This window comes from Nocardia pseudovaccinii NBRC 100343 (assembly GCF_001613225.1).
Taxonomy (GTDB): domain Bacteria; phylum Actinomycetota; class Actinomycetes; order Mycobacteriales; family Mycobacteriaceae; genus Nocardia; species Nocardia pseudovaccinii.
Genome location: NZ_BDBY01000308.1, coordinates 42,033 through 62,033, shown reverse-complemented (window position 1 = coordinate 62,033; position 20,001 = coordinate 42,033). Strand labels below are relative to the sequence as shown.

The 20,001-nt window shown below is 63.2% G+C and carries 17 protein-coding genes and 2 pseudogenes; 11 read left to right on the top strand and 8 right to left on the bottom strand.

Annotated features, from left to right (window positions below; genetic code table 11):
• Nucleotides 1-41: 41 nt before the first annotated feature.
• From NP3_RS36240 to NP3_RS36220, 4 genes are all read right to left on the bottom strand, one after another.
• Complete coding sequence (locus NP3_RS36240; protein WP_218024995.1) at nt 42-503, bottom strand: nuclear transport factor 2 family protein; 462 nt, start codon at nt 501-503, stop codon at nt 42-44.
• Between the two features lie 733 nt (nt 504-1,236).
• Complete coding sequence (gene cyp51 / locus NP3_RS36230; RefSeq protein WP_063046230.1) at nt 1,237-2,598, bottom strand: lanosterol 14-alpha demethylase; 1,362 nt, start codon at nt 2,596-2,598, stop codon at nt 1,237-1,239.
• 477 nt (nt 2,599-3,075) lie between these two features.
• Nucleotides 3,076-4,032 (bottom strand): oxidoreductase, encoded by a 957-nt coding sequence (locus tag NP3_RS36225; RefSeq protein WP_245721254.1) that lies wholly within the window; start codon nt 4,030-4,032, stop codon nt 3,076-3,078.
• Between the two features lie 105 nt (nt 4,033-4,137).
• Nucleotides 4,138-4,728 (bottom strand): TetR/AcrR family transcriptional regulator, encoded by a 591-nt coding sequence (locus tag NP3_RS36220; RefSeq protein WP_063046229.1) that lies wholly within the window; start codon nt 4,726-4,728, stop codon nt 4,138-4,140.
• 275 nt (nt 4,729-5,003) lie between these two features.
• Here NP3_RS36220 and NP3_RS36215 point away from each other — a divergent pair, with 275 nt between their 5' ends.
• From NP3_RS36215 to NP3_RS36200, 4 genes are all read left to right on the top strand, one after another.
• Nucleotides 5,004-5,765 (top strand): glucose 1-dehydrogenase, encoded by a 762-nt coding sequence (locus NP3_RS36215; RefSeq protein ID WP_063046237.1) that lies wholly within the window; start codon nt 5,004-5,006, stop codon nt 5,763-5,765.
• Between the two features lie 247 nt (nt 5,766-6,012).
• Nucleotides 6,013-6,570, top strand: coding sequence for a hypothetical protein (locus tag NP3_RS36210; RefSeq protein WP_063046228.1), 558 nt, complete (start codon nt 6,013-6,015; stop codon nt 6,568-6,570).
• On the top strand, nt 6,570-7,814 hold the full coding sequence (locus tag NP3_RS36205; RefSeq protein WP_063046227.1) for a hypothetical protein: 1,245 nt from the start codon (nt 6,570-6,572) through the stop codon (nt 7,812-7,814). The genes NP3_RS36210 and NP3_RS36205 overlap by 1 nt, the downstream gene beginning before the upstream one ends.
• A gap of 21 nt (nt 7,815-7,835) precedes the next feature.
• Nucleotides 7,836-9,467 (top strand): acyl-CoA synthetase, encoded by a 1,632-nt coding sequence (locus NP3_RS36200; RefSeq protein WP_063046226.1) that lies wholly within the window; start codon nt 7,836-7,838, stop codon nt 9,465-9,467.
• A gap of 1,132 nt (nt 9,468-10,599) precedes the next feature.
• Here NP3_RS36200 and NP3_RS36190 read toward each other — a convergent pair.
• From NP3_RS36190 to NP3_RS36180, 3 genes are all read right to left on the bottom strand, one after another.
• Nucleotides 10,600-11,670: an NAD(P)H-dependent amine dehydrogenase family protein gene (locus tag NP3_RS36190; RefSeq protein WP_063046225.1), complete on the bottom strand. Its 1,071-nt coding sequence runs from the start codon at nt 11,668-11,670 to the stop codon at nt 10,600-10,602.
• A gap of 45 nt (nt 11,671-11,715) precedes the next feature.
• On the bottom strand, nt 11,716-13,377 hold the full coding sequence (locus NP3_RS36185) for a 4Fe-4S binding protein (protein WP_063046224.1): 1,662 nt from the start codon (nt 13,375-13,377) through the stop codon (nt 11,716-11,718).
• A gap of 256 nt (nt 13,378-13,633) precedes the next feature.
• Nucleotides 13,634-13,855 (bottom strand): ferredoxin, encoded by a 222-nt coding sequence (locus tag NP3_RS36180; protein WP_063046223.1) that lies wholly within the window; start codon nt 13,853-13,855, stop codon nt 13,634-13,636.
• A 146-nt stretch (nt 13,856-14,001) separates the two neighbouring features.
• On the opposite strand from NP3_RS36180, the pseudogene NP3_RS50875 reads away from it, so the two are divergent.
• The 7 genes and pseudogenes from NP3_RS50875 to NP3_RS36155 form a co-directional block, all read left to right on the top strand.
• A pseudogene (locus NP3_RS50875) lies at nt 14,002-14,380 on the top strand (LLM class flavin-dependent oxidoreductase); the annotation flags it as partial.
• A gap of 185 nt (nt 14,381-14,565) precedes the next feature.
• The gene (locus NP3_RS36175) at nt 14,566-15,795 is read left to right on the top strand and encodes a cytochrome P450 (RefSeq protein ID WP_063046236.1); all 1,230 of its coding nucleotides are present in this window, start codon (nt 14,566-14,568) and stop codon (nt 15,793-15,795) included.
• 84 nt (nt 15,796-15,879) lie between these two features.
• Complete coding sequence (locus tag NP3_RS36170) at nt 15,880-17,415, top strand: aldehyde dehydrogenase family protein (RefSeq protein ID WP_063046222.1); 1,536 nt, start codon at nt 15,880-15,882, stop codon at nt 17,413-17,415.
• 99 nt (nt 17,416-17,514) lie between these two features.
• A complete protein-coding gene (locus NP3_RS36165; protein WP_063046235.1) occupies nt 17,515-18,015 on the top strand; it encodes an SRPBCC family protein in 501 nt (166 codons plus the stop codon).
• Nucleotides 18,016-18,082: 67 nt separating this feature from the next.
• A complete protein-coding gene (locus NP3_RS36160) occupies nt 18,083-18,709 on the top strand; it encodes a TetR/AcrR family transcriptional regulator (protein ID WP_063046221.1) in 627 nt (208 codons plus the stop codon).
• A 40-nt stretch (nt 18,710-18,749) separates the two neighbouring features.
• A pseudogene (locus tag NP3_RS48465) lies at nt 18,750-18,871 on the top strand (3-alpha-hydroxysteroid dehydrogenase); the annotation flags it as partial.
• Nucleotides 18,872-18,982: 111 nt separating this feature from the next.
• Nucleotides 18,983-19,333, top strand: coding sequence for a hypothetical protein (locus NP3_RS36155; protein ID WP_063046220.1), 351 nt, complete (start codon nt 18,983-18,985; stop codon nt 19,331-19,333).
• Nucleotides 19,334-19,364: 31 nt separating this feature from the next.
• On the opposite strand, the gene NP3_RS36150 is transcribed toward NP3_RS36155, so the two are convergent.
• Nucleotides 19,365-19,973, bottom strand: coding sequence for a hypothetical protein (locus NP3_RS36150; RefSeq protein ID WP_063046219.1), 609 nt, complete (start codon nt 19,971-19,973; stop codon nt 19,365-19,367).
• Between the last annotated feature and the right edge of the window lie 28 nt (nt 19,974-20,001).

Genomic DNA, 20,001 nt, shown 5'->3' with positions numbered 1-20,001 from the left:
CTCTATGCACCGGAAGGGATGGTCGAAAGTATCGGCGATGCTCAGGAAAGCCAACTGTTTTCCGCACGGGCATCGACGCGCACCAGCCGATGCTGGAAGCGCCACTGTCCCTGGTGCGGGACGAGTACATCGCGATAACGCCCCCAGTGGTCGAGACCCTGCGGCGTCAGCACCTGAAAATAGGCCACTACCTGTGTTTCTATCGGGGTGACACGTTCGAAGCAGATGTTCGTGACGAAGTGCCGCAGGAAGAATCCCGCGGCGATAGCTCGGTTGTGGCTTTGTGAATTGGAATCCAGCTGGGCGACAATCTCATCGCGGCCCGTGGCGACCCAGGAGCCATGTAGTTCGAGGACCCCATCCGGTATGAAACATTCCGCCAGATCGTCCAGCCGGCCCCGGTCACCGGCGATGGCGTATTCGGAGATCGTACTGCGCACCGCCTCTCGGATCGCGAGTTCGGGGAGATCGATGGGCAGGGGGTTGATATCGTCGGCGTGCACCTGACTCCTCGTATTTGTGGAACTCTTACTACTCTCAACCATTAAATCAGGATCACAGGTATGGCGATTGCGGTGAATTCGACACCTTCTCGTAGCGATCAATCCCGACGATCCCTCGTCACGCGAAAACCCGCCTAGCGCACTCCCGCAATCAGGTCAGCCACGCGAGCCGTTACGACAGTGATGACCCTGGCGGCGGGTGTCACGCCGAAACTTTTGCGCCCAAGCATATTCCGCGGCCAGGGTGTCCACTGGATCGGTTCACAGGTCGGCAGTGTCTCATCGGGAGTCGGCCGCTGAAGAGTAGTCCGGATAGCCGTGCCGATACCAGCGCGTAGTTCGACAGGAATGTCGACCACGCGCGCGTATGTACTCGCTGACGGTTTTTCCGATGCTGTCGAGACGGAGGTTGCTCGCCACCACGGCCGAGCAGTCCGGGGAGCACGAAGTGCGCGGCGCGCAGATGAGGGAACTTGTGACGCTGAATTCCGGCTTGGGCGGTCTCCGGCATGAATTCCGCCAGGCGTTCGGTGGAAAGCAACGCCCGTAACCACGGCCCGGCGCGCGGATCGTTTGTCCAGATCCCGATCCGAATCGTCGTGCTTGATCTCTTCGGTGGCCGACTTCAACGGCAACATCAGGTCGAGTACCACCGAACATCCGCTCCTGCCGATTCAGCGTGACCAGCGCGATGTGGGGCCGGGGCGCTCCTCGACGAGGACGAGGTCGTCGCTCATGCAGCGACCGAAGTACGTCGCCGGTAACGGGCGGTGCACGGCTGCTGCAGCTGGACCACCATTTTAGAGTGGTCGTTACGGTAGGTTTCCGATGGCTGTGCCAGTTCGAATTCCCAGTCCCGCAGCAGGATCGAGAAGATGGCCTTGAGTTGCATGAGGGCGAAGGCCTGGCCGACGCAGCGGTGGCGGCCGGCGCCGAACGGGATCCAGGTCCAGCGGTTGACCAGGTCTGCCTGGTTGGGGTCGATGTAGCGGCTGGGGTCGAAGCGGTCGGGATCGGGGAAGTCCTCGGCGAGCCGGTTGGAGATTGCCGGTGTGGTCGCGACGAGGTCGCCCGGCGCGATGCTGTGGCCGCAGACGTCGAATTCGTCGCGGGCGACGCGCATCAGGATGATCAGCGGAGGGTGCAGTCGCAGGGTTTCCTTCAGTGTCGCCTCCAACTGCGGAATCTGGCGCAGCGCGTGGAAACTGACGTCTTGGCCATCGGCGTAGAGCTCGTCGAGTTCGGTGACGACCTGGTTGAGTACATCGGGGTTGCGGACCAATTCGATGGTGGTCCATGCCGCGGTGCCGGAGGTGGTATGGTGCCCGGCGAACATCATGGAGATGAAGATGCCGGTGATCTCACTGGCGGAGAATCGTAGTTCGCCGTTTTCGTCCCGGATGGATACGAGCACATCGAGCATGTCGCGATCCTCTTTGCCTTGCGGTGGATTCGCGATCCGGCCGTCCATGATTTCTTGGACCAGATCGACCAGCTTTGCGCGTGCTTCGTCGCGGATACGGAAGCTCTCGATCGGCGCGTACGGGTCGACATAGCAGAGAGCGTCGGTGCCGCGCTCGAGCTCGTGGTAAAGGCGGGCGAACCGTTCGTCGAGTTCGTCGCGGAATTTCTTGCCGATGAGGCAGGCCGAGGAGGTGTAGATGGTCAGCTCGGCGAAGAATTCGAGCAGATCGATCTCGCCCTCGTCGTCCCAACGCTCCAAGATCTGGTGTACCTCGTGCGCGATGGTTTCCGCGTGCCCGCGCATGAAGTCCCCGCGCAGGGCCTGGTTGTGCAGCATCTCCTTGCGACGCTCGGGGCTGGCGTCGAATACGACCCCTTCGCCGAAGATCGGCTTCATGAATGGGTAGGCGGAACCTTGGTCGAGATCCTCGTCTGCGGCGCGGAAGAAGAATTCATTTGCTTCGGCGCCCGATAGCAGGATGACGTCTTTGTCAGCCAGCCGGAACGACCCGACATCACCGCATTCGTCGCGTAGCCGCCGCATCAGAGCGATCGGATCGGTGCGGAATTCTTCCAAGTGGCCGTGTTCGTGCTCCCCGCCGGACACCTGATGGGGTTTGACCAAGGTCATTTTCCGGAACCTCCTTGCAGATTGGTTTACACCAGTATAGACAGTTGTATGGACAGTACTATGGATCCAATGGGTCGAACAAGGACGGTCGAGCAGTTGTGCGTGCCGCAACGACTGGACGGGCCGGGCATCGGCGGTAGAAGCCGGCTCTGAATTCGTCGAGTTCGGGGTGGTGTGGTGACCGGCCGGTGAATGGATGCGCAACTAATTTTTAAAAGCCGGACTGTAAAGCGCTGGGCGTGCCTGATCGTCGCTGTCGGCTAGGCGCGTGCATCGATCTACACTCCCTGAAACCCCTTGTGCTAGGCGGTATTCCACGCGCACAGCACCGGTGTCCGGCACGAGAGCACTTCGAAGACGAGGTTGACGAAATTCGAGCGAATCCCGCACCGCCGGTGCGAAGTTCAGATCCCGTCCCCTGACCATCCATCCCGTGACCGCCGCCGAACGGTCGGCGTCGTTCGCGTCTGTGGGTGCTTACCGTGTGCGAGGCTCGTCGGCGTCGAGATGGTGGGTTCCGTCGTTGAGGAACCGGACCTTCGTCATTTCTTCTGCGGCATCCCACAGACGTCGGCCGGAGTCGGGGTCTTGGGCGCGGCGGGAGATCGCGACCGGCACCGGTGGGCCGACCAGCTCGCCGCGCCCGGATGGCCCGAAGAAATCGCCGCCCTCAGCGTCGGGATCGAGGGCAGCGCGCAGAACCGGTCGGGCGCCATCGGCCGGGCTCTGGGTGAACCAGCTGGTGAGCCGGGCAAGACGAGGGTTGTAGACCATACGCACCAACGGATTCTGGTTGTGCAGGATGTTGGTCCTGACACCGCCTGGGTGTGCGGCGAGAGATATCGTCGAATGCCCCGCCACGCTGAGACGCCGTTGCATTTCGATCATGAAGGTCATTCCGGCCATCTTCGACCGGGAGTAGGTGAGTGCCGTGTCGAAACCGTTGTGGCTGTGCAGATCGTCGAAATCGAGGGTGGCTGTGCGGCGCCGGTGGGTGATGCTGCTGACGGTGACGATGCGAGCGGCCGGTGCGGCGTTGATGACATCGATCAACCGGCCGGTGAGGGCGAAATGGCCGAGGAAATTCGTGCCGAAATCGGATTCGAAGCCGTCGACGGTGCGCGAGGGCTCGGAAGCCATGACGCCGGCATTGTTGATCAACAGGTCGATGACGGGAAATGTGTCGCATAGGGAAGCGGCTGCTGCGGCAATCGAATTCAGGTCGGCCAAATTCAGCGGGACGGTCCGGACGTCGGCGCCCGGGACCGAGGTGGTGATGTCGAGCGCGGCGCGGCGCGCTGAATCGGTATTGCGGCAGGCGAGGACGACGGTCGCGTGGCGCGCGGCCAGGGCGCGGGCGATCTCGAGACCTATCCCGGTGTTGGCGCCGGTCACCAGGGCGACCCGGCCGGATTGATCGGCGGTCGTTGCCACGGACCATGGTGTCTGTCCGGTCATGTCAATTTTCGCTTTCACATTGGAGAACAGGCGCACGGTGCACGAAAGTTGTACCGGCGGATGCGGAGGTTGACTCTCGGGTCAGCGCTCGTTGGTGGCGGCCAGCAGGAGGCCTGCGAGCGATGTCAGTCGAACGGCCATGCCTTCATAGGTGTAATAGTTCATTCCGGCCTGGATCATCGCCCCGCTGACCCCGATGTTCAGTGCGTCGAGAACTTCGTCGGTGCACGTACCGCCGAGAGCGGTTCGCAACCGATCGCGCATGGCGCCACCGATCCGGGTCCGTAACGCCGACACATCAGGATCGTGGCTGAGGATCGCGGCAGAGGCCGCGACGCTCAGCTCGGGTTCCTCGGCCATTAATTCGCCCATCTCGGTGAAGACCGAGGACAGTCGTTCGAGCGGAGTCTCGCCGGTGACCGGGAGTGAACACCACCCGCGGATTCGGCGCCAGTAGGCTTCGGCCACGAGATGCTGTTTCGCTGAGAAGTAGCCGTAGGCTGTTGCATGCGTGAGTCCTGCTCTGCGGCATACCTCGCGCATCGACAACTGGTCGTAGCCCTGCTCGCGCAGAACCTCTAGAGCAGCGTCGAGCAGGCGATCCACCGTATCCGTCGAGCGGCCGGCCAGGGAACGTCTACCTGCGCCGGGCTGCGTCGCTGCCTCCACCATTTGATTTACAGTAGGCTATACGCCTGTAAACAGCAACGGGCTCGATGTCGTCCCACCGGTATTGAGCCGGCGCGAATCGCGCGCGATGTCCGCCTGAGCCAGGCGCATGGTAAGTTTCGGACACCTGTCTGTTCATCTGTCCTGGATGGGTCGGTGCTCGACGAGTGTGGTGAGTCGATATCCCGCCACGGCACCGCTGTATCTGTTCCGAACCCTCGTGTCCGAGACGGTCGATCGATGGCGGCTCGGTACGGGCTGTAGTCAGGAGGTTGGCCATGGGCCGGCTCGATGGAAAAACGGCACTGATCACCGGTGGCGCACGCGGTCAAGGGGCCGCTGCGGCAACACGATTCGTCCAGGAGGGCGCGAAGGTCGTCATCGCCGATGTTCTCGACGAGCCGGGAAAGTTGCTGGCGGGGACGCTGGGGTCAGCGGCTGTTTATCAACATCTCGATGTCACCGACGAGGATCAGTGGCAGGTGGCCGTCGATCGTACGGTGACCGAGTTCGGCCAGGTGAATGTTCTGGTGAACAACGCGGGCATTCTGCATTTCGCAGCGCTGGCGGACACCACCCTCTCCGACTACGAGCGGGTGATTCGCGTCAATCAGGTGGGGACCTTCTTGGGCATGCGTGCGGTCGCCGAGCCGATGCGTACGGCTGGGGGAGGTTCCATCGTCAACATCTCATCCGTGGACGGTCTGGCCGCAACACCGCTCGTAATCGCCTATGCGGCAAGTAAATTTGCGATTCGCGGCATGACCAAGTCTGCCGCCGTCGAACTCGGTCCGGCCGGTATCCGGGTGAACTCGGTTCACCCGGGGATGATCGATACGCGCATGGTCTCCGAAGCGCTCGGTGGCGCCGAGATGCCGACCGACTGGCTGAAGGAGAAGCTCCCGTTGGGGCGTGTCGGTACACCCGATGAAGTTGCGGAGATGGTGGTCTTCCTGGCCAGCGATGACAGCTCCTACAGCACTGGCGCGGAATTCGTTGCCGACGGTGGCGCCACTGCAACCCACGCCCTGAAGATCTGATCGACGGCTCGGCTCGTGTCGTGGCGGGGGAGTGATAGTCAGCCACGACACGACGTGTCGGGGACTGACACCGCCAGAGGAGTGCCGCGGCGTCGCCATACAAACTGACGGTTGTATGGACATGTGTAAAGTGCTACCGTCCAGACACGTGTCTCGGAGTGTGCTCGGAGGCCGAGAATCAGCGTTCTACGTGCGGTGACGAATCAACAGCACGGTGCGCAATCGGAAGATAGAAGGGTCGTCAACCATGGCTGCAGCATTCACACGCGAGGAACTCGACGAGACGGTTCGCCGCTGGGTGGAGCTCAACAAGAAATGCGAGGCCGTCGGTGATTGGCGCGGACTGGCGGACATGTACACCGAGGCCGCCACCTACGGCTGGAACTACGGCGCGGAAAGCGAATTCATGGCCGTCGGCCGGGACGAGATCCGCGACATCGCGGTCGGGCAGGAGATGGATGGACTGGAAGGGTGGAGCTACCCCTACCAGGAGTTCGTCGTCGACGAACGTTCCGGATACGTGATCGGTTTATGGAAGCAGGTCAGTAGCGCGAAGCGACCCGACGGCACCAACTACGCCGTCGAGGGGATCGGGGGTAGCTGGTTCCGTTACGGCGGAAACTACCAGTGGGCATGGCAGCGCGACTTCTTCGACTTCGGCAACGTGTCTGCGCTATTCGTCGAGATGATGGCCGCTGATGCCTTGTCCGAAGGTATGCGTAAGCGCATCGAACGGACTACGGCCGGTCCGCTGCCGGGCTGGTACCGCATCGGCAAGGCCCCAGTCCAGTTGTGGGATAGGTGATGATCAGCCGATACGCCGAACTGTCCCGGGAACAGCTGGCGATTCTGGTTCCGGAATTGCTGTTGTGCGGTCATCTGATCGACAGATCCGGGATGGCACATACCATCGCCGCCTTCGGGCGCGATGGTATGGCCGAGGTGGCGATCGAGGAGTGGCAGGTTGCCAGCCCGGTCTACACCCGCCGGATGCAGCAGGCGATGAACTTCCGCGGCGACAGCGTTGAGACGATCTTCAAGGGGCTGCAGCTGGATATCGGTGCGCCGCCGCAGTTTCTCGACTTCCGTTTCCGCGTCGACGATCACGACCACGGTGAGTTCTGGCTGGACCACTGCGGTGCACTCGCCGACGTCGAGCCGCTGGGTGACAAATACGTCACGGCCATGTGTCACACCATCGAGGACCCGACCTTCGATGCCACGGCTCTGGCCACCAATCCGTACGCGCAGGTGCGGCCCATTCATCGGCCGCCGCGCGTGCCTGCCGACCGGCGGCCGGTGTGCGCGTGGAAGGTCACCATCGACCCCGCACACGTGCCACCGGCCGTGCCGCGCAACGCTGACACTGTCGCCGATTCAGCTGCGGCGCGAGTCGAACTGGAACCCGTCGACCCTGCCGACGATGGACATCACGATTACTCAGGACCGCTGTTGAGCGATCTGCGGTTCGCCGACTTCTCCAAGTCGGCGCTCGTGCGTCTGGCCGACGAAGTTTGCCTTCAACAGCATCTACTCGTGCTCGGGTTCTTGATCGCGATCCGGGAACGCGTGGACGAGCAGACTGCTCGCGACATCGGTCGCAAGCAGTTCGCCGGGGTTGCGGGCGTGACAGCCGAACGGCTGCGGAGGGCGCTCGATCTCGGCGACGACCTCGCGGCACTGGCGCAGATCCTGATGCTGCACCCGGCGTGGAACCCGGCGCCCTACATGGCCATTGAAGTCGTACGAAAGGCGGACAGCCTGATACTGCGGCTCGATCGGCAGGGCGGTGCATTCGTCGACGGGGTATGGCCCACACTGATCGACGCGGATCATCCGGACGCGATCGACGCGATCGCCCGAGCAGTCAACCCGCACTTCCGTTCTCGTGTGCGGGCCGAAGACCCGGACTATATCGAGTTCGTGATCGACGCCGCGGACGACCCGTTTCCTGAATTGGCGGAGGTGGCGCTGACCCGCATCAGCACCGGCGCCGAGTTCTCGTTCACCGACCGTGGCATCCCATTGCCCCTCACCGTTGTCCGCTGACCAGCGAAAGAGCACAGACCTATGCCGAACAACTTCGCCGATCTGTTCGAGCACGCCGTGGACGCGATGCCCGAGCGGCTTGCCCTTATCCAGGGGGACCGCCGGGTCACGTTACGAGAATTGGACAGTCTCGCCAACCGTTTCGCCCGTCACCTCGCGGCCGCCGGCGCGGGCACCGGAACCCATATCGGGTTCCAGATGCACAACTCCATCGAAACGGTTGTGACGCTGGTCGCGAGCTTCAAACTTCGCGCGGTGCCGATCAATATCAACTACCGATACGGTGCCGAGGAGCTGCATTACGTCTATGACAATGCCGACCTCGAGATGCTGGTCCACCACCGGTGCTATGCACCGCTGGTCGATCAGGTCCGGCCGCGAGTGCCCGGTCTCCGGCATACGGTGGTGGTCGACGACGAACACGACAGCTCCGACATCGTCAGCGACTCGGTGCCGTTCGAGCAGGCAGTGCGGGACGTGCCGGACGCGCGAGTGTTCGTTGAGCGCAGCTCCGATGACCTGTTCATGATGTACACCGGTGGCACCACGGGCCTGCCCAAAGGCGTGATGTGGCGGCAGGAGGACATGTGGCGGGTACTGGGCGGCGGTGTCGATTTCTACACCGGTGAGCCGGTTGCCGACGAATTCCAGCAATCCCGCGTGGGCGCCGAGACCGAACCGAGCACGTGGTTCATCCTGCCGCCGCTGATCCATGCCGCGGCGATGATGCCGACCTTAGCGGCTCTGTGGTCGGGTAACGCCGTCGCCTTCGTATCGAAATTTGAGCCGGCCACAGTGTGGGAGAACGTAGCTCGGCATCGTCCTCAGATCCTGGTGATCACCGGCGACGCCATGGCCCGGCCCCTGATCGACGCCTACCGTGGGACCTCTGTCGACGCGACTTCACTGGTGGCGATCGCCTCCGGTGCCGCGCTGTTGTCCCAGCCGACGAAAAACGAGCTACTGGAGCTGTTTCCGAACGTGATCGTGTCGGACTCCATCGGGTCTTCCGAAACCGGTTTCGGGGGAATGGGCTTCGCCCAGAAGGGCGACGACCCCTCGCGTGGGCCCCGGGTGCAAACAGGGCGGGGCGCCGTCGTGCTCGACGACGACGGGCTGGCGGTGCAGCCGGGTGGCGAAGGGTGGCTGGCCAAGACCGGATCCGTACCGATCGGCTATTACAAGGAACCGGACAAGAGCGACAAGCTGTTTCGCATCATCGATGGCGCCCGGGTCGTGGTCACCGACGACCGTGCCCGCGTCGAGGCCGACGGCTCGATCACACTGATCGGACGCGGAAACATGGTGATCAACACCGGAGGGGAGAAGGTATTTGCCGAGGAAGTCGAGGCCGTGGTGAAAGCACACCCAGGCATCTACGACGCGGTGGTGATCGGCGTACCGCACGACCGCTGGGGTAACGAGGTGGCCGCCGTCGTGTCGGCCGCCGACGGAGCCATTGACTTCGCGGATCTCGAACGGTATGTGCGTGCCCACCTCGCCGGCTACAAATTGCCGCGCCGGATCTGGGTTACCGATACCGTATCCCGCACGCCCAGCGGCAAGCCCGACTACCGCGCCGCAAAGGCATATGCATCGGAGCGCGACCCCGAGCATGTTGCCGGTGCCTCGCGGACTGCAGAGGCAAGCTGACCGACTCGCGTGCCGGTCCCGACGTCGGCGCCAAGTCGGGACCAGGGCCGCGCGATAACCGTCTGCCCTCAGCGCGTCGATTTCGCATTGCTGTCCGATTTAAAAACAAATGCGAATAGGACTCGTTCGGCTATTTGCATCTCCGGGATTCTTCATTCGTTGTTATCGATGATCCGTCGAAGGTGGGTACACAAATTCTGATTGACGGGTGTGGTTCTGAGGGGCCCGCAGCTGCCCTCTGATCAACCCGTCGGTGCAGTAGACGGTGTCCATCTGTATCCGCTCGATTCCGCCGATACCGGCGAGGAAGTTGCCACTGGTTCCGAGCTGCCGACCGAGGGGCGCGAGGTCAGCTACCAGCCGCTGGGGAGAGTGGTGAAGTCGGGCTTGCGCCCCCTTGGCGAAGGCTGTCAGTGCCTCGGTGTTGGCGGGCCCGACCATCAGTTCCGCGAAGCGGTCGTTCTTCCGTTGCCGTGTGGCGGCGATCTCCTCCCGGACGGACGCTGTCATGCAGCGCTTGACGGGTACCAGGCTCGATATCGGTTGTGCGGCAAGCGTTTCAGCATGCTCGTGGGTGACGTCCAGCAGTTCGTTCGGTTCACACGTTCCAGGCCAGGCCCATGTCGGTGCTTGGGCCGATGCGATCCACTGTGAGGACAACAGTATCCACGCCGCGTTCTGACGGCCGATCAGCTGTGGGAAGAGATACGACGATGCGGCCTCGGGCGCCCACGCCAAGGCTGGTGAGCGGGCACTCGAGGCGGGCGGTGGAAGCGATGAACGAGAGATCGCGAAGCCGAGATTAGTTGCGCCGAGCCCTAGTCCGCGTTCGTTGACCGCGTAGATGAGCGGTTCGGGGAAGCCGACCAAGGCTTCGATGACTCAGAGAAACCGTGCTTGCCGGGGGATGAAATCCGGATTGGCGACGCGTTCGGCCATTTCGTTGAGATCGGTTCCGGCGCTGAAAGCCCCGGGCGTTACCGGTCAGCACGATGACCGCGACCGATGGGTCACCGGCAGCCTCGATGACCCGTCGGTCAGTGCGTCGTAGAGCGCTTCGTTGAAGGCGTTGAGCGCCCCGGGACGTCGAGGGGCAGCCACCGCACTCGCTGACCGGTGCTTGTCTGCAGTGTCATCGGGTCACTACCGCGCCCGTGACCAGCGGCAGATCCAGAGCCGTGCGGATTCCGGCCGGCGCGGCAACGATGGCCGGGATGGCGTTGACGATCCTGCCCGCTGCCGCGACGATGGCGGCATGATTGTGGTCGCCGCGGCGGCTGGTGGGGCAGATATCGACGGTGTACGACGGTTCGCCGACGATTTCGACGCGATAGGACCCGCCGGGCTGCGCGGGCTGCGGCCAATCGGGACGCAGGTCTTCTCGGAGCCGTGTGGTGTGCTCGACCACGACGACAGGACGCCCTCTCACCAGGCCGCGGATCTCGAAACGAATCGCCGCGACCGACCCCTTCGCGATGTGTCCCGCGGCGATGTCGAAGCTTTCCGGTGCCGGTTCGCGTTCGTACGAGTCGGTGATCTCGTCCACCGTGACGCCCAGTCCCGCGGCGAGCTGCCGGATTGTCGTACCCCACGCCATTCCCAGCACTCCGGGCTGCAGCAGCATCGGCACTTCTTCGAAAGGTTTGCCGAATCCCATCACGTCGAACATGACGGTGGCGCCGTCATAGGTGGCGTAGTCGGCGATCTCCGAGCAGCGGACCTGTTCGATGTCCTGGCAGGTACCGGCGAAGGCCAAGGGGATGAGGTCGTTGGCGAAGCCGGGATCGATGCCGGTGATGAACACACTGGTATCGGTGGCGAGCGCGGCCTCTTCGATCGGGGCGAAATACTTGTCCGGCAGCACCTGCCAGGGGTATTGCAGTAGTCCCGGGGCGGAACCGACAACATTGACGCCGGCCGCGAGGATGGTGCGGCATTCTTCGAGGGATTCGATCAACCGGGTGTCGCCCATCGCGCAGTACACCGCGCACTCGGGATTCAGTGCGAGCACATCCGCCAAGCTGTCGGTGGCCTGGATCCCGGTGGTGACGTCCAATCCGGCGAGTTCACCGGCATCCTTGCCGACCTTGTCCTTGGACGAAACGCATACTCCCACCAGTTCGTACTGTGGGTTGCTGATCAGCCCGCCCAGTGCGAGCCGACCGACATTACCGGTGCCGATGTGTACGACACGGATCGCCATATTTTCTCCTCGTTTGACCTACGGCACCATGCCGTAGAGCGCGATTCAGCTGCGCGCGGATTCGACCAGCTCAGCAACTCGGGTGAATTTGACCCGCGGCCGTCCCGCGGCCGCGCCAGCCGCCTTCTCCGCTCGGTCGATCGTTGTCCAGCCGTCGCGATCGACGAGGTCCGGGCAGCGGTCGATCAGCAAGGCCGCCAAGGCTTCCCGGTCGTGCTCCGGTGCGGTCAGCTGACCGGAGAGGAAGTCGTCGACCAGCGCGGTGGCGGTCTCCTGCGCATCGCGGCGATTGCTGCCGATGACTCCGCGCGGGCCGCGTTTGATCCACCCGGTCACGTAGGTGGCCGGGGTCGGCGTGCCGGACCGATCGATGACGCGCCCGTGTTCATTGGGGATCACGCCGACCGCTTCGTCGAACGGGATATCCGGGACAGGCTTACCCCGGTAGCCGATGGCACGAAGCACCAAAGAGGCAGGCAGAGTGTCGATTTCCGAACTCGGCACCGGAACCGGTCCATTCGGTCCCGGGCGCAAATCGTTGCGAACACACTCGATGCCTGTGACCTTGTCGGTGCCGACCACTGCCGTCGGCGAGGCGAGGAATCGGAACACGATACGTTTGCTGCCCGGCTGGTCTCGCCGTGCGTAATCGGCGGCCAAGTCGAGTTTGAGTCGCAGCGCCGGATCGGTCGCCGGATCATCGAGCGCGGTGCGGACGCTGTCGTCGATATCGACTGGGTGGATGACGATATCGGTGTCGGGCAGATGACCGAGGGCCAGGAATTCCGGACCCGAGAACGCGGCATCGGCCAGCCCGCGCCGGCCGAGAAGCACAACTTCTCGGATATTGCTGTGCCGCAACGCCTCGATGGCATGGTCGGCGATGTCAGTGGTCGCCAACTGATCGGGATCGGCGGTGAGTACGCGCGCCACATCCAAGGCGACATTACCGTTGCCGACGATGACCGCGCGCTCACCGGAGAAATCGAATTCGTGATCGGCGAAGTCGGGGTGGCCGTTGTACCAGGCTACGAATTCGGTGGCCGAGATGCACCCGGGCAGATCTTCGCCGGGCACGTCGAGGCGGCGCTCGGCCGAGGCGCCGACGGCGTAGATCACTGCGTGGCAGTGCTGCAGCAATTCCGCGTGTGAGATGTCTTTGCCGACTTCGACATTCAGGTGGAATCGCACCGCGTCGCGTTTGAAGGCCGAGGCGAACATTTCGGTGACACCGCGGGTTTCGGAGTGATCCGGGGCCACACCGTAGCGGGCCAGCCCCCACGGTGCGGGTAACCGGTCGAACATCTCGATCTCGACATTGCCACGACTGAGCAGATTTTCGGCGGCATAGCAGGCGGCCGGTCCGGTGCCGACGATCGCCACCCGCAGCGCGCCGAGGTCACGGGGTAGCCGTTGTGGCGAGTCCGGCGGGGACAGCGCGCTGTCCAGCGGATTGTGCGCAAAGTACGCGGCATTGATCTCGGTGTAGCGTGCCAGCCGGGTCGGAAGGTCGTCGTCGGCGTAGATTGCGTCCACGGGACACGCTTCCACACATGCGCCGCAATCGATGCAGGTGTCCGGGTCGATATGCAGCATTTCCGCGGTAGCGAATCCGGGGTCCTCCGGGCGTGGGCGGATGCAATCGACAGGGCATTCGGTGACGCAGCTGGCGTCGTTGCAGCAGCGCTGTGTGATGACGTAAGCCATGACTCTCCGATAAATCGACGGTACGCGTCGTCGCGGTACGCCAGCCGGCGGCATGGCCGGAGCTGGGTCACGATGCGGGTGGCGTCAGTATTCGACATGGGGTAGCTATGCCCGGACAATGATCTGGACAACTGTCTGGACATTACCCTGATTCTGTGGCCCGTGGCAACATGTTCCCGGCGCACGCGGCGAGAGCTGGATCCTCGCGACCGCAGCCTGCCGAGGCGCTTGTGCTCACGGGATCCGGTGCGTGGCTTCATTGCACGCTGCGGAGGCCCCTTTGATCGCCAATGATCGCCAGCGCCTGGGCCGGGCAGTATCGGACCGCATTCTTGATGTCGGCCAAATCGTCATTGTCTACGGTCTCGCGTCGCAGCTGGACTTTTCCGTGCTTGGGTACCTCGAAAATCTCGGGGGCCTCGACCTGGCACATTGCGTGGCCCTGGCATAGGTCTAGGTCGACCTCGATGCGCGTCATTTCTTGCCTCCGTTCACGTTTCCGATGCGACCGGAACCATCGAACCGGTCCACGCTCTGACAGTCGCCAGCTGGGAGCGCGGCTCGAAACTATATCTTTACAGGTGTCTGTACAAGTGTAATTCCGATCTGGCCCGCGGTAGCTACCCCGAGCGCACGCATATCCCGGTCAAGCGTTCGGCGGCGCATCTGCAAACCGGAGGCGCAACTCTGTCGGACGATCGGTACCTGCGAACACTCGATTCGTGGGTGGCGCTGGCTACCGCGATGGCCGAGCGCATCGAGCTGTCTGCCGCGCGGCGCTGCCGGTCAGCATGACCTGATCGCGCTGGCCAAAACGATCGCCTCCCCGATCATTTGTCCGGGTCAGGGTCACCTTGGGGGCCGGATTCGGTTGGAACACTGATGAATTGGTTGATCATGTGTGCCGCCGCAGCGTCGGTGCACCGCGCTGCGGCAGTGCATCGAGGCCATGCGGTCGCTGTGGACCGAGGAAGTGTCCGAATATCGCGGCGACCACATCTCGTCCTGTTATACACATAGTGTTCGTGTGTATGATTGCATCGCGGTTGTCAGGTAGTACGCCGGTGAAACGGGAACCTGTTTCACTCACGGCGGCCTGAAGTGTCGTTGCTCGCGCAGCCCAGGGCGGGCCGAATGATCTGCTCGACGAGACGGCCGTGTCGGTATTGCTTGAAGCAGGAGTACATCGTGGTACAGCAAGAACTATTCCCCCCCGGTCTGGACTTCACCGATCCCGGCCTGTGGGCCGACCGCACCCCTGTCGAGGAGTTCGCGACGTTGCGCCGGACGGCGCCGGTGTGGTGGAACGCCCAGAGTGACGAGGCGAGTTCTCCGTACCGTGATGGTGGTTTCTGGGTGGTCAGTAGGCACGAGGACATTCGCGAGGTTTCCCGGAAACCGGACTTGTTCTCGTCGAATGCCAAGGGCGCGATTATCCGCTTCCCCGGTAATGTCGAGCCCGAGGCGTTCGAGATGACCAAGACGATGCTGATCAATATGGACCCGCCCAAACACAGCCGGGTCCGGCGCATCATCTCCAAGGGCTTCACGCCTCGGGCGGTCGAGGGATTGCGCGCGGCGCTGGCCGAGCGCGCCGGCGCCATCGTGCGGGCCGCCAAACAAACCGGCGGCGGAGACTTCGTCGAGCAGGTCGCCTGCGAGCTTCCGCTGCAGGCCATCGCCGAGCTGCTGGGTGTGCCGCAGAGCGACCGGCGAAAATTGTTCGACTGGTCGAACCAGATGCTCAACTTCGATGATCCGGAATACGGGGACCCGACCGTCGCGACCGCCGAGGTTCTCGGCTACGCGTGGCAGATGGCGGAGTCCCGCCGCGCGGAACCGACCGACGACATCGTCTCCCAGCTGGTCAACGCCGATATCGACGGCGAGTCGCTGACGTCGGAGGAGTTCGGGTTCTTTGTCATCCTGCTGTCGGTGGCCGGTAACGAGACCACCCGGAACGCCACCACGCACGGGATGAAAGCGTTCGTCGACTATCCCGAGCAGTGGGAAATTTTCAAGGAGCAGCGGCCGCGGACCGCGGCGGACGAAATCGTGCGCTGGGCGACGCCCGTAACCGCATTCCAGCGCACTGCCACCGCCGATACCGAACTCGGCGGACAGCTGATTCGCAAGGGGCAGCGGGTGGCGATGTTCTACAGCTCGGCGAACTTCGACGAAGAGGCGTTCGAGGATCCGTTCCGCTTCGATATTCTGCGCGATCCCAACCCGCACCTGGGATTCGGTGGCACCGGAGCTCACTTCTGTGTCGGGGCCAATCTCGCTCGGCTGCAAATGAATCTGGTTTTCAATGCGATCGCCGACGTGACGCCGGATATTCAGCAGGTGTCCGAGCCGGAGCGGTTGCGATCGAGCTTCATCAACGGCATCAAGCACTGGGACGTCCGCTACCAATGATCCGTATCGGCAAACCCGCGGTGACAACGCGAGAAGTGTGCGTCGTCGCGGTGGCGCCCGTCGCTACTGCACCGAGGAGTACCAATGGCCATCGTCCACCCCGCTGATGACACCACTGACGGCCACCGCCGACTCGCTCTGGCAAGCCCGCTGGACGGTAGCCCCATCGACGAGCTGGAAATAGCCACTTCCGCCGAAGTTGACCACGCGGTGGAGAAAGCCCGTGCGGCGCAGCGCAACTGGGCTGCACGAGGGGTGGCCGAGCGCGCGAAGATCGTGCGCAGGGCTGTTCAGATCGTGGTCGATCGGCGCGAGGAGATCGTCGCGACAGTGCGTGCCGAAACCGGCAAGCCGCGCGCCGAAGCGCTGATGCTGGAGATCGTTCCCGCCTGTGATTTCCTCAACTACTGGAGCGTTCACGCCCGCAATGTGCTGCGCCCGCGGCGGCAGCGGCTGCACGGCTCGCTGCGGATGCTGAAGAAGCTGTACATCGAGGAGCTGCCGCTCGGTGTGGTGGGAGTGATCACGCCGTGGAACGCGCCGTTCGTGCTGGCACTCAACCCGGTGGTGCAGGCACTGCTGGCCGGCAATACCGTCGTTCTCAAGCCTTCGGAAGTGACACCGCGGTCGAGCGAATGGGTCGTGCGCGTGCTGCACGAGGCAGGTGTACCCGAGGACGTGGTCCAGGTTGTGCACGGCGACGGCCGGACCGGTGCCGCGCTCGTCGATTCCGATATCGACAAGGTGTGTTTCACCGGCAGTGTCGGCACCGGACACAAGATCTCGGCCGCGTGTTCGCAGCGGCTACTGCCCTGTACGTTGGAGTTGGGCGGTAAGGACGCGATGATCGTCTGCGCCGATGCCGACCTCGAGCGCGCGGCAGCGGGCGCTGTGTATCTGTCCATGTTCAACACCGGTCAGGTGTGTATGAGCACCGAACGTATCTACGTCGTCGACAGCGTCGCCGACGAATTCATCCGGCTGGTAACGGAAAAGGCCGCCGCTGTCACCTACGGCTCAAGGGATGCCGATCTGGGGCCGTTGTTCTGGGATCGCCAGCTCGATGTGGTTTCCAGGCACATCGACGACGCGAAGAACAAGGGTGGGCAGGTAGTGATCGGTGGTGCCGTGGACGCCGGAAAGGGCTTGTACTTCCAGCCGACGGTCGTCGTCGACGCCACGCACGAGATGCAGCTGATGACAGAGGAGACCTTCGGGCCTGTCGTGGCGATTACCCGTGTCCGCGACGAGGCGCAGGCAATAGAAAAGGCCAATGACAGTCGCTACGGCCTCAGTGGATCGGTGTTCACCAAGGACCCGGTCAAAGCGCGCCGCATTGCGCGCCAAATGAACACCGGCTCGGTGTGTCACAACGACGGCGCGGTCATCTACGGCGTGCCCGAGGCGCCGTTCGGTGGGCGTAAGGAAAGCGGCCTTGGACGAGTGAACGGCACCGATGGCCTGCGCGGCTATACCCACGCCCAGCCGGTGCTCATCGACCGATGGCAAAGTTCGGCATCCAGCGTGTGGTACCCGTACTCGGAGAAGACGATTCGCAATCTGGAATCCATGATTCGGTTCGGCTACGGCACAAAGCTCGGACGGTGGCTCACCTCCTGACATTTGTGCGGCGAGTTCTCCGGGCCGTGTGAGCCAGAGCCGGTCGGCCCGGACCAGCTGTGGTCAATCAGAAAGATGAAAGGGACTTTCATGTCCGGTATCTACCCGTGTGTTCGCGTCGACGCTGACTTCGTCGAGGTGGCGCCTCATCGCTTCTCCAATAGTGTCGAGCTGAACATCACCCCCGAACAGCTCTTTCAGGTCCTCGGGGATGCCGAAGCGTGGCCGAAGTGGGCGAAGGTGATCACCGATGTGCGCTGGACCAGCCCCGAGCCGCGTGATGTCGGTACGACCCGTACCGTCACCATGCGCGCCGGCATCATCGGCAACGAGGAGTTTCTTGCCTGGGAGCCGTACCGGCACATGGCGTTTCGCTTCAACGAGTGCAGCATTCGGGGCATTGCCGCCTTCGCGGAGGACTACGGCATAGTGCCCACCACAGCCGGGTGCCGACTGACGTGGACGTTGGCTATGAGCGGAGACGCTGTGACGTCCGCGTCGATCAGACTGGCTGCTCCGCTGATGAATCTCACGTTCCGGTGGTTCCTGCGCAACTTGCGGAAAGTGACCGACGTGCGGTTCGCTTCGGTCGCGCAGTGACTGCGCTCCGTCGAGCGTCATCGCGGCCAAGGGCTGGCGTCGCATCGCGGTGCCGCACACTTGCTGTATGAGAAGACCGGCGTGGAACGGATCGGCGCCCCGTGACGACAACGAGGCTCGCCACCGCATCATCGATGCCGCCATGCGTTGCATCGATAGGCACGGTCTGGAAAAGGCCAACCTATCCGATGTGGCGTCGGAGCTCGGTGTCACCCGCCAAACCGTATATCGCCATTTTCGTAGTACGGACGAGTTGTTCGCCGCTGTCGGTTACGCCGCCGCGGACGGATATCTGGATCGGTTGCTTACCCATGTGTCCGGCATTGCCGATCCCGCGCAAATGTCGGTGGAAGCTATCGCATACACCGTCGAGCGCGTGCCGCACGACCGCTACCTCGGCCTCCTGCTGTCGGCCGGTCGTCCGGCGACCTTTTCTCGGGTCGCGATGGGCGAGACGGCCTTCGAGGCATCTCGCCGGGCGTTCGAGCGCTCGGATGTTGACTGGGCTGCCCATGGATACTCCGGCGAGGCATTGACCGAGCTGATCGAGTATCTGCTCCGCATACTGCTGTCGTTTCTCGCCGATCCGATGCCACCGCGCCGTGATCCCGCGCAGCTTCGCCGCTTCCTGCACCGATGGGTATCACCAGCTGTCTCCAAAGGGCGATGCCAGATTGTCCAGGACATGCCATGACCGCTGGGTGGCGCTGCTGACCAGCACTCGTCCGTGACGCTCACACGCCAGGTTGCTGGCAGCCGAAGGAGCATCGGTTGTCTCGGCGACATCCTCGATGACGAAGGCAAGGCGCTCGCCGACAAACTCGGCGCCGCTGCGCGGTTCATGCACCTCGACATTCGTCGTGGACGGTGCCTGGTCACCGCCGTCCCACACAAATCCTGATTCCGGCAAGGATTTCGAGTGTTGATAGAGGTCGGACGGGCGCTGTGGCGCCGGGTGAGGCGGTAGGTGTTGATCGATCCACGCACACCGGTGATCGTCGGTGTCGGACAGGTCTCCAAGAGCGCCGACGGACCGGGCTATCCAAGGATGTCGTCGGTTGAGTTGGCCGCTGCGGCGGCGCGTTGCGCACTCGAGGACACGGCGGCCGAATCGCCCGTGTCGCAGGATCGACTTGATCGCCCGAGCGGTGCGACGACCGGAGACGCGCGGATCGCAGTGCTTGTCGGGCGGCTGTACGCCGACGGCAGCCGGTTCCGGGCGACGATGCTGGCCGAAAAGCTCGGGGCGGCCGATGATCCGATCGGCCGGGACATCTTCTTGGCTGGGGGGTATTGCTCAACGGATGACGACCGCTAGTTTGATTTTGTTTTGTTCGGCCGACAGCCACCTACTTCGTTGGCAGGGCGTTTTGCAGGCCACCGACGTCGGTGATCTTCCACCCGGAGTTGCGGTCGATGGTGAGGGAGTAGGTGACCGTGGTTCGCCCGCCGTCGGGGGTTTGCGCACTGGTGGAGGTCACATCGAGGTAGGCGTTGACCTTGTAGATGCCGCCGGATTCGGAGGTGACCGCCGCCGACAGCGGGGTCGCCTTCGAGGTCCATTGCAGCGGCAAAAGGATCTGTTCGAGTTGCGGCGCGGTGGCATCGAACTTCGCCGACAGTTGTGGTGTGGTGCCTGTTTTGAGTCGTTCGATCCAGCTCTTCACATCGTGATAGTCGATGGTCGAGGCGCCCACCGAGTAGTCCGAGGCAATCTGCTCGGCATGCCGGTCGTCTGCGGCCGCGGAGTCACGGTCGGTGAGGGTGGAGCGGGCGGAGAAATAGAGGGAACCGAAGACGATGGTGAGCGCCAGCAAGGCGACGATCACCACGGTGGTCAGTACGGTCGACAGTCGGATCGCCAGCGTGAGCTGGGCGCGGAGCGGTGCGGCCGGTGTTGGTTCTGATTCTGATTTCGGCGTATTCGAGGTGTCCTTCTCGTCTACTGCTGTGTCCATTTTCTTTCCTCCTGCCGGGCCGTACGGA